The organism is Kitasatospora phosalacinea, from assembly GCF_000716545.1.
Lineage (GTDB): Bacteria > Actinomycetota > Actinomycetes > Streptomycetales > Streptomycetaceae > Kitasatospora > Kitasatospora phosalacinea.
Genome location: NZ_JNWZ01000009.1, coordinates 96866 through 106435, shown reverse-complemented (window position 1 = coordinate 106435; position 9570 = coordinate 96866). Strand labels below are relative to the sequence as shown.

The following is a 9570-nucleotide window of genomic DNA, read 5'->3' as shown; positions in this document are numbered from 1 at the left end:
GACCCCCTCCGAGACCCCCGCCCCCACCCCGGCCTCCACCAGCCCGGCCCCGACCACCAGCTACAGCCCCGCCAGCTCCTGACCCCCGCGGAGGCCGGCGCCCAGGGGCCCTCCCGAGCCCCTGGATGCACGTCCCCTCTCCCAAGGAGCCCCGATGCCCCGCACCGCCCTGCTCGACCGCCCCCTTCCGGTGCTCCCGGTCGGGCCCTCGCCGGCGAGGCGGTGGTGGCCGGCGGTGGGCCCGGCGGCGGCCGTGCACGCGGGGGCGCTGGTGGCGCACCTGGCGCTGCTCGCGGCGATGTCGCGGCCCGGCACGTCGCTGCTGGAGCGGCTGACCGCCTGGGACGGGCGGCACTTCGTGGGGATCGCCTCCGACGGCTACCCGACCGGCTTCACGTACGGCGCCGACGGCGAACTCACCGGCAACGACCTGGCGTTCTTCCCGCTGTTCCCGCTGCTGGTGCGCGCCGTGCACGCGGTCACCGGTCTGGGGTGGTCCGGGGCGGCGGTGCTCACCGCCCAACTGGCGTTCTTCGCCGCGCTGGTGCTGGTGCACCGGCTGGTCGCCGGGCTGTACTCGCGGCGGGCGGCCACCGTGACGCTGGTGCTGCTGGCGGCGGCGCAGCCGATGTCGCTGGTGTTCTTCATGGCGTACAGCGAGTCGGCGTTCCTGGCGCTGGCGGCCGGCACCCTGCTGGCCGCGCGCCGCGGGCACTGGGCGGCGGCGGGCGCGTGCGCGTTCCTCGCGGGGCTGACCCGGCCGGCGGGCGTCGCGGTGGTGGCGGCGCTGGCGGTCGCCGCGCTGGGCGAGTCGCGCCGCCGTCCGGGGCGTCCGCTGCGGCCGCTGGCGGCCGTCCTGTCGGCGTGCGCCGGGACGCCGCTGTACCTGGCCTGGGTCGCCGAGCGGCTGGGTTCGCCGGACGCGTGGTTCGCGGTGCAGCGGGCCGGCTGGGGCACGCACTGGGACTGGGGGCTCTCCTGCTGGGAGTTCCTGGTGTCGGCGCTGCGCACCGGTGACGGCTGGGTGCAGGTCAGCGTCGCCGTCCTGCTGCCGGCACACCTGCTGGCGCTCGGGGCGGCGGTGCGCCGGTCGACCTGGCCGCCGCTGCTGGTGTACGGGGTGCTGATGGTCGTCCTGACGCTGGCGCAGAGCAACTACTACCACTGCAAGCCGCGCCTGCTGGCCCCGGCGCTGGTGGTGCTGCTGCCGCCCGCGCTCGCGCTGGCCCGGGCCCGGCGGAGCACCCGGTTCGCGGTGCTGGGCGCCGCCGCGCTGTTCGGTTGCTGGTACGGCGCCTACCTGTTGACGACCTGGCGGTACGCGATCTGAGCGGCGCCCCGCCCCGGTTCCCCTCCCCGTGCCCGCCCCCGTGCCGCCCCCTTGACAGCCCGCCGATAAGCAGTGCGGCCGGGACGGCCCGGTTCGGTACGATTGGCGGCGGCCGGGCGGCAGCGGCAACGCCCCGCACCGACCCTTCGAACCCACCCGCGGGCGCGTCGGCGTGCCCGCCGGAGAACAGGGAGCATCCCAGGATGACTCGGCAGTTGATCACCAGCGCGCTTCCCTACATCAACGGGATCAAGCACCTGGGCAACATGGTCGGGTCGATGCTCCCGGCGGACGTCTACGCCCGGTACCTGCGCCAGCGCGGCCACGAGGTGCTGTACATCTGCGCGACCGACGAGCACGGCACGCCCGCCGAGCTGGCCGCCCAGGAGGCGGGGCTGCCGGTGGCCGAGTTCTGCGCCCGGGCGCACGACCAGCAGAAGGCGGTCTACGACGGCTTCCAGCTGTCCTTCGACTACTTCGGCCGCTCGTCCTCGCCGCAGAACCGCGAGATCACCCAGGAGATCGCCCGCGAGCTGCACGCCAACGGCTTCATCGAGGAGCGGGCGATCCGCCAGGTCTACTCGATCGCGGACGGCCGCTTCCTGCCGGACCGCTACATCGTCGGCACCTGCCCGCACTGCGGCTACGACAAGGCGCGCGGCGACCAGTGCGAGAACTGCACCCGCGTGCTGGACCCGACGGACCTGCTGGAGCCGCGCTCGGCGATCAGCGGCAGCTCCGAGCTGGAGGTGCGGGAGACCAAGCACCTCTTCCTCCTCCAGTCGAAGCTGACCGACGAGGTCGAGTCCTGGATCGCCGCCAACGGCGACAGCTGGCCGGTGCTGGCCTCCTCGATCGCCCGCAAGTGGCTGACCGAGGGCCTGCAGGACCGCGCGATCACCCGCGACCTGGAGTGGGGCGTCCCGGTGCCGGCCGACGTGTGGCCCGAACTGGCCGCCGAGGGCAAGGTGTTCTACGTCTGGTTCGACGCCCCGATCGAGTACATCGGCGCCACCAAGGAGTGGGCGGACGCCACCGGCGGCGACTGGCGCTCCTGGTGGTACGAGGCGGACGACACCGTCCGGTACACCGAGTTCATGGCCAAGGACAACGTCCCGTTCCACACGGTGATGTTCCCGGCCACCATCCTCGGCTCGCGCAAGCCGTGGAAGAAGGTCGACTACGTCAAGGCGTTCAACTGGCTGACGTACTACGGCGGGAAGTTCTCCACCAGCCAGAAGCTCGGCATCTTCACCGACGTCGCGCTGGAACTGCTGCCGGCCGACTACTGGCGCTACTACCTGATGGCGAACGCCCCCGAGTCGGACGACTCCAGCTTCACCTGGGACCTGTTCGCGGCCACCGTCAACAAGGACCTCGCCGACACCCTGGGCAACTTCGTCAACCGGGTGCTCTCCTTCAGCCGCAAGCGCTTCGGCGACGAGGTCCCGGCGGGCGCGGCCAACGGCGAGGCCGAACTCGCCCTCGGCGCCCAGATCGCCGACCTGCTGGCCGAGTACGAGGCCCAGCTCGACGCGCTGAACTTCCGCAAGGCCGCGCAGGCGCTGCGCGCGCTCTGGTCGGCGGGCAACGCGTACCTGGACGTCACCGCGCCGTGGACCGCGATCAAGACCGACCCGGAGGCGGCCGCGCGCACCCTGCGCACCGCGATCAACCTGATCCACCTGTACGCGGTGGTCTCCGAGCCGTTCATCCCGGCGGCGGCCAAGGCGATCCGGGGGTCCTTCGCGCTGGACGGCGACACCCGCACCTGGGTGTCGGCCGAGGAGGCCCGCGAGCTGTCGCTCGTCCCGGCCGGGACGGGCTTCACCGTCCCGCCGGTGCTGTTCGCCAAGATCACCGACGAGGACCTGGCCGCCTGGACCGAGCGCTTCGGCGGCGGGCAGGCCGGGGCGTAGGGCCCGCCGCTCAGCCCGTCAGGTACCCCTGGACGGTGCGGCCCAGCAACGGGGCCAGCACCTCCGGGGGTGCCGAGGCGAGCGGTTCGAGCGCGATCACGTACCGGGCCATCGCCAGGCCGACGATCTGCGACATCACCAGCTCGACCCGCAACTCCGGCTGTTCGAGGTCGAGTTGGTCTGCCACCCGGGCGACCAGCTCGGTCACCATGAAGCCGCGCATCAGCGCCGCGACCTCCTCGCTGGTGGCGGCCGTCCGCACCAGCGCCAGCAGCCGGTCGCGCACCTCGGGCCGCTCCCACAGCTCCAGCACGAAGCCGGCGACCCGCTCGCCGACCGTTGCCCGGTCGCCCGCGAAGACGTCCTCCACCAGCGCCCGCGGGTCGAGCGGGAACTCCAGCGCCGCCATGAACAGCCGGTCCTTGCTGCCGAAGTAGTGGTGCAGCAGCGCCGCGTCCACCCCCGCGCCCCGGGCGATCGCCCGCATGCTGGCCTTCTGGTAGCCGCGCGCCGCGAACTCCGCCCGGGCCGCCGCCAGCACCGCCCCCCGGGTGTCCTCGCCCCCGGGCCGCCGCCCCCGCGCCTTCGTTCCGCCGTCCATCCCCCCATTGTCGCCGCCGAGCCCGCCCCGCCCTGCGCGCCCGCCCCCGACGAAAACCGCCCGCGGTTCGCGGTACCGGGCGGGCCCGCTCGCCGAACCGGTACGGCTTCCTGCCGCCCGGCGGGGCGGGGCACATTTCGGTCAGGACTCGAAACCGCCCCGCCCTACCGGCTTCCTACGCGCGTAGATATGCTGCTCTGGTGACTATGTCCACTCTTGCAGCCAACGCCCCCGGCGCCGCGGGCGGCGGCCTCTCGGACGTCGCGGCGTCCGAGGCCACCTTGCGCCGTTTCCTGCACGGCCTGCCCGGGGTCGATCAGGTCGGTCTGGAGTCGCGGGCCGCGACCCTCGGTACGCGGTCGATCAAGACCACCGCCAAGGCCTTCGCCATCGACCTCGCCATCTCGATGATCGACCTGACCACGCTGGAGGGCGCGGACACGGTCGGCAAGGTCCGCTCGCTGTGCGCGAAGGGCCTGAGCCCGGACCCGTCGGACCGCTCCACCCCGCGGGTCGCGGCGATCTGCGTGTACCCGGACATGGTCGCCACCGCGAAGGAGGCGCTGCGCGGCAGCGGCGTCCAGGTCGCCTCGGTGGCCACCGCCTTCCCCTCCGGCCGGGCCGGCCTGCCGGTCAAGCTGGCGGACACCGCGGAGGCGGTCGCCGCGGGCGCGGACGAGATCGACATGGTGATCGACCGGGGCGCGTTCCTCTCCGGCCGCTACCTGGAGGTGTTCGAGACGATCAAGGCCGTCAAGGCGGCCTGCGAGCGCCCCGACGGCACCTCGGCCCACCTCAAGGTGATCTTCGAGACCGGCGAGCTGCAGACGTACGACAACGTCCGCCGGGCGTCCTGGCTGGCGATGATCGCGGGCGCGGACTTCATCAAGACCTCCACCGGCAAGGTCGCCGTGAACGCGACCCCGCCGGTGACGCTGCTGATGCTGGAGGCGGTGCGGGACTTCCGCGCGGCGACCGGCACGCAGATCGGCGTGAAGCCGGCCGGCGGCATCCGCACCACCAAGGACGCGATGAAGTACCTGGTGATGGTGAACGAGACGCTGGGCGACGACTGGCTCAGCCCGCACTGGTTCCGGTTCGGCGCCTCCAGCCTGCTGAACGACCTGCTGATGCAGCGCCAGAAGCTGAGCACCGGCCGGTACTCCGGTCCCGACTACGTGACGGTGGACTGAGGACGATGGCGAAGAACAAGAAGACCGAGACCCCGACCGGGCCCGTGGAGCGATCCGGCCTGTTCGAGTACGCCCCGGCCCCCGAGTCCCCCGCCGCCGCGGGCGAGATCGCGACCGGCTACGGCCACTTCATCGGCGGCGAGTTCGTCGACTCCTCCGGCTCGGAGGCGCTGAAGACCGTCAACCCGGCGACCGAGCAGGTGCTCGCCGAGTTCGCGCAGGGCACCGAGGAGGACGTGGACCGCGCGGTGGGGGCCGCCCGGAAGGCGTTCGCCGACTGGTCGGCGCTGCCGGGCAGCGAGCGCGCCAAGTACCTGTTCCGGATCGCCCGGATCATCCAGGAGCGCAGCCGCGAGCTGGCCGTGCTGGAGTCGATCGACAACGGCAAGCCGATCCGCGAGACCCGCGACGTCGACCTGCCGCTGGTCGCCGCGCACTTCTTCTACTACGCGGGCTGGGCCGACAAGCTCGACTACGCCGGGTTCGGCCCGAACCCGCGTCCGCTGGGCGTGGCCGCGCAGGTCATCCCGTGGAACTTCCCGCTGCTGATGCTGGCCTGGAAGATCGCCCCGGCGCTGGCCACCGGCAACACGGTGGTGCTGAAGCCCGCCGAGACCACCCCGCTGACCGCGCTGCGCTTCGCCGAGATCTGCCGCCAGGCGGGCCTGCCGAAGGGCGTGGTGAACATCGTCACCGGCGACGGCCGCACCGGCGCCGCGCTGACCTCGCACCCGGACGTCAACAAGGTCGCCTTCACCGGCTCCACCCCGGTCGGCCGGGCGATCGCCAAGCAGCTGGCGGGCACCCGCAAGAAGCTGAGCCTGGAGCTGGGCGGCAAGGCCGCGAACATCGTGTTCGACGACGCGCCGCTGGACCAGGCGGTCGAGGGCATCGTCGACGGCATCTTCTTCAACCAGGGCCACGTCTGCTGCGCGGGCAGCCGCCTGCTGGTGCAGGAGTCGGTGCAGGACGAACTGCTGGACGCGCTCAAGCGCCGGATGGGCACCCTGCGGGTCGGCGACCCGCTGGACAAGAACACCGACATCGGCGCGATCAACTCGGCCGAGCAGCTGGCCCGGATCACCGAGCTGGCCGCGGCGGGCGAGCGGGAGGGCGCCGAGCGCTGGGCCCCGGAGTGCGAACTGCCGGGCGCGGGCTACTGGTTCCGCCCGACCCTGTTCACCGGCGTCTCGCAGGCGCACCGGATCGCCCGCGAGGAGGTCTTCGGCCCGGTGCTGTCCGTGCTGACCTTCCGCACCCCCGCCGAGGCGGTGGAGAAGGCCAACAACACCCCGTACGGCCTGTCCGCCGGCATCTGGACGGAGAAGGGCTCGCGCATCCTGTGGATGGCGAGCCGGCTCCGGGCGGGCGTGGTGTGGGCGAACACCTTCAACAAGTTCGACCCGACCTCGCCGTTCGGCGGGTACAAGGAGTCCGGTTACGGCCGCGAGGGCGGTCGCCACGGTCTGGAGCCCTACCTGAATGTCGAGGCCCTCGATGTCTGAGCCCACCGTCCGACTGGACGTCCTCAAGACCTACAAGCTGTACGTCGGCGGGAAGTTCCCGCGCTCCGAGAGCGGGCGGGTGTACGAGGTGGTCGACACGCAGGGCCAGTGGCTGGCCAACGCCCCGCTGGGCACCCGCAAGGACGCCCGGGACGCCGTGCTGGCGGCCCGCGCGGCGGTCAAGGGCTGGTCGGGCACCACCGCGTACAACCGCGGCCAGGTGCTGTACCGGGTGGCCGAGATGCTGCAGGGCCGGCGGGAGCAGTTCGCCGCCGAGGTCGCGGTCTCCGAGGGCGTGGGCGCGAAGAAGGCCGCGGCGCTGGTGGACGCGGCGATCGACCGCTGGGTCTGGTACGCGGGCTGGACGGACAAGGTCGCGCAGGTCGCGGGCGGCGCCAACCCGGTGGCGGGGCCGTTCTTCAACCTGTCCACGCCGGAGCCGACCGGCGTGGTCGGCGTCCTGGCGCCGCAGGCCGGGTACGGCTTCTCGCTGCTGGGCCTGGTGTCGGTGATCGCCCCGGCGATCGCCACCGGCAACACCGTGGTGGTCGCGGCGGCCGAGCGGGCCCCGCTGCCCGCCCTCTCGCTGGGCGAGGTGCTGGCCACCTCCGACGTGCCGGGCGGCGTGGTCAACCTGCTCTCCGGCCGCACCGCGGACATCGCCCCGACGCTGGCCTCGCACCAGGACGTCAACGCGCTCGACCTGGCCGGGGCGATCGACCCCGAAGGCCCCGGCGCGGCGGCCGCCCTGGAGGCCGCCGCGGCCGATACATTGAAGCGAGTGGTCCGACCGGCCGCCGACCCGTCCGCCCAGGACTGGACGGCCGCGCCCGGCACCGGGCGGCTCCTCTCCTTCCTGGAGACGAAGACGGTCTGGCACCCGATGGGCATCTAGCCCACCCGCCAGGCCCCGCAGACCGGCCGTCCTCAGTGCCCTACCCCCCCCGGGGCCCGGGCGGCCGTGACGGGCCCGCACTTCTCCCCCCCTGGTGCGGGCCCGTCCCCATGCCCGAACGCCGCACGAAGGGGACGACCGGCGGGTTCCGAGCCGCCCCTCCGATGCCCCAGACTGGTTTCCCGTGAGTGACACCGCGCTGAACCGCCGCCCGATATCCCGCGTCATCCTGCTGTCGGGCCCTTCGGGGTCGGGGAAGTCCTCGCTGGCCGAGCGCAGCGGGCTGCCGGTGCTGCAGCTGGACGACTTCTACAAGGACGGCGACGACCCGACGCTGCCGCAGCTGCCCGACGGGGGCGGCCCGGACTGGGACTCGCCGCTGTCCTGGCACGCGGAGCAGGCGCTGGCGGCGATCCGGTCGCTGGTGTTCGAGGGGTGGGCCGAGGTCCCGGTGTACTCGATCCCGGACAACGGGCGCTCGGGCGACCGGGTGCTGCTGCTGGACGGGGCGGCGGGCTTCGTCGCGGAGGGGATATTCGCCGCCGAACTCGTGCACCGCTGCCGCGCCGAGGGGCTGCTCGGCGACGCGCTGTGCCTGCGCAACAAGCCGGCCACGACGGCCTGGCGGCGCTTCCGGCGGGACGTCCGGGAGGGTCGCAAGTCGGTGCCGTACCTGGTCCGCCGGGGCCTGCGGCTGATGCGGGCCGAGCGCGGCATCGTCGCCCGGCAGGTCGAGCTGGGCTCGTACGCCTGCTCCGGGGTGGAGGCGGGCCGGCGGATCGCCGCGGTGGCCCGGCAACTGCCCGCCGAACTGGTCTGAGGGGCGTCGGGCGAGGGGCGTTCGTGCCGCGCGGTCCGAACCGCGACCAGGACCTGCCGCACACCGCCGACCCGCACCGGGCCGACGCACACCGGGCCCACCCGCACCGGGCCGACGCGCGCCGAGCCGACGCGCGCCGAGCCGGCCGCGACGGCGCGAGGGCGGGGCCCCGGTGCCTCTCCCCCGCACCGGGGCCCCGCCCTCTCCGTCCGGGTACGGGACTTCCCCCTGGCGGCCGTCTCCCCCGAGTCGGCCGCCGCGTCCCGCGCCCTTCCCCCCACTGCCCGTCCCCCGACGGGAGTCCTGGTAGCGCGTCAGGCGACCAGCTCGCCGAAGGCGTGCACGGTGTCGCCGGAGCGGTTGAGCTGCTCGTCCTCGCGCATCCGGCGCAGCGCGCGCCAGATGGAGCTCTTCACGGTGCCGACGCTGATGCCGAGGATGTCGGCGATCTCCGGGTCGGTGCGGCCCTCGTAGTAGCGCAGCACGAGCATGGTGCGCTGGTTCTCGGGCAGCTTGGCGAGCGCCTGCCAGAGCACGGCGCGCAGCTCGGTGCCGCCCATCGCGTCGGTGTCGCCGGCGTGCTCGGGGAGCTCCTCGGTCGGGTACTCGTTGACCTTGCGGCGGCGCCAGGCGGAGATGTGCAGGTTGGTCATGGTGCGGCGGAGGTACCCGCCGACGGCGGCCTTGTCGGTGATCCGGCCCCAGGCGCGGTAGGTCGAGAAGAGGGCGCTCTGCAGCAGGTCCTCGGCCTCGTGGCGGTCGCCGGTGAGGTGGTAGGCGGTGGCGTACAGGGAGGCGCGGCGCTCGCGCACGTACGCGGTGAACTCGGCGATGTCGCGCGCCTCGTCCGTCGCGGCGGCCGGGTGCTCCCCCCGCGCGCCTCCCTGTCCGGCCTGCTCACCCCGGAAGGTCTGCGGCGCGAGCCGCAGCGTCCGGCCCGCGGCCGGCCCGGCCGTGGTGTTGCCGGCCAGCCGACCGTGGGTGGTGTCCCCGCTCCTGGTCCCCACGACCGGGCGGCGGGTTCCGGCGTTGTGCACGCACCCCCGTACGAGCACGGCGCCGGCGTTCTCCTCCTCGTGCCGAGCCCGGTTGGTGCCCAGGACGGCGGAACGCGGCCCGGCGTTTCGGGTCGTCAGCGTTGCGGTCATCGGGCACCCCCATGGTGTCGGTACGAGCGGTTCCTCGCCGCTGCGGCTCCGGTCGGTGTTCCGGGGCCCCTCGCGGCGACAGGGAAAATCCTGCCTGCCGCGCGTCATGGCGATGTCCGCCGACTGTCACAGAGCTGTCACAGGACCGGCCGCCCCGGG

Annotated in this window: 8 protein-coding genes; 6 read left to right on the top strand and 2 right to left on the bottom strand. The window is 73.6% G+C overall.

Annotated elements, in window-relative coordinates:
• The first annotated feature begins 154 nt into the window (after positions 1–154).
• The gene (locus tag OO48_RS06680) at positions 155–1330 is read left to right on the top strand and encodes a hypothetical protein (RefSeq protein WP_245194533.1); all 1176 of its coding nucleotides are present in this window, start codon (positions 155–157) and stop codon (positions 1328–1330) included.
• 203 nt (positions 1331–1533) lie between these two features.
• Complete coding sequence (gene metG / locus OO48_RS06675; RefSeq protein ID WP_033213420.1) at positions 1534–3249, top strand: methionine--tRNA ligase; 1716 nt, start codon at positions 1534–1536, stop codon at positions 3247–3249.
• 10 nt (positions 3250–3259) lie between these two features.
• On the opposite strand, the gene OO48_RS06670 is transcribed toward metG, so the two are convergent.
• Positions 3260–3850, bottom strand: a complete 591-nt coding sequence (locus tag OO48_RS06670) for a TetR/AcrR family transcriptional regulator (RefSeq protein ID WP_033213419.1) — start codon at positions 3848–3850, stop codon at positions 3260–3262.
• A 206-nt stretch (positions 3851–4056) separates the two neighbouring features.
• Between OO48_RS06670 and deoC the strand changes: the two genes are divergently transcribed.
• From deoC to OO48_RS06650, 4 genes are all read left to right on the top strand, one after another.
• A complete protein-coding gene (gene deoC / locus OO48_RS06665) occupies positions 4057–5043 on the top strand; it encodes a deoxyribose-phosphate aldolase (RefSeq protein ID WP_081951952.1) in 987 nt (328 codons plus the stop codon).
• A 5-nt stretch (positions 5044–5048) separates the two neighbouring features.
• Positions 5049–6548: an aldehyde dehydrogenase family protein gene (locus OO48_RS06660; protein WP_051731810.1), complete on the top strand. Its 1500-nt coding sequence runs from the start codon at positions 5049–5051 to the stop codon at positions 6546–6548.
• Positions 6541–7443 (top strand): aldehyde dehydrogenase family protein, encoded by a 903-nt coding sequence (locus OO48_RS06655; protein ID WP_033213417.1) that lies wholly within the window; start codon positions 6541–6543, stop codon positions 7441–7443. Before OO48_RS06660 ends, OO48_RS06655 begins: the two co-directional genes overlap by 8 nt.
• Positions 7444–7627: 184 nt before the next feature.
• The gene (locus tag OO48_RS06650; RefSeq protein WP_033213416.1) at positions 7628–8263 is read left to right on the top strand and encodes an ATP-binding protein; all 636 of its coding nucleotides are present in this window, start codon (positions 7628–7630) and stop codon (positions 8261–8263) included.
• A 314-nt stretch (positions 8264–8577) separates the two neighbouring features.
• On the opposite strand, the gene OO48_RS06645 is transcribed toward OO48_RS06650, so the two are convergent.
• Positions 8578–9411, bottom strand: a complete 834-nt coding sequence (locus tag OO48_RS06645; protein ID WP_033213415.1) for a SigE family RNA polymerase sigma factor — start codon at positions 9409–9411, stop codon at positions 8578–8580.
• Positions 9412–9570 lie beyond the last annotated feature (159 nt).

Excerpts from the sequence above, each read along its gene's own strand:
- OO48_RS06670 (WP_033213419.1), bottom strand. The coding sequence starts at position 3,850 with ATGGACGGCGGAACGAAGGCGCGGGGGCGGCGGCCCGGGGGCGAGGAC.
- OO48_RS06660 (WP_051731810.1), top strand. The coding sequence starts at position 5,049 with ATGGCGAAGAACAAGAAGACCGAGACCCCGACCGGGCCCGTGGAGCGA.
- OO48_RS06655 (WP_033213417.1), top strand. The coding sequence starts at position 6,541 with ATGTCTGAGCCCACCGTCCGACTGGACGTCCTCAAGACCTACAAGCTG.
- metG (WP_033213420.1), top strand. The coding sequence starts at position 1,534 with ATGACTCGGCAGTTGATCACCAGCGCGCTTCCCTACATCAACGGGATC.
- deoC (WP_081951952.1), top strand. The coding sequence starts at position 4,057 with ATGTCCACTCTTGCAGCCAACGCCCCCGGCGCCGCGGGCGGCGGCCTC.
- OO48_RS06645 (WP_033213415.1), bottom strand. The coding sequence starts at position 9,411 with ATGACCGCAACGCTGACGACCCGAAACGCCGGGCCGCGTTCCGCCGTC.
- OO48_RS06680 (WP_245194533.1), top strand. The coding sequence starts at position 155 with ATGCCCCGCACCGCCCTGCTCGACCGCCCCCTTCCGGTGCTCCCGGTC.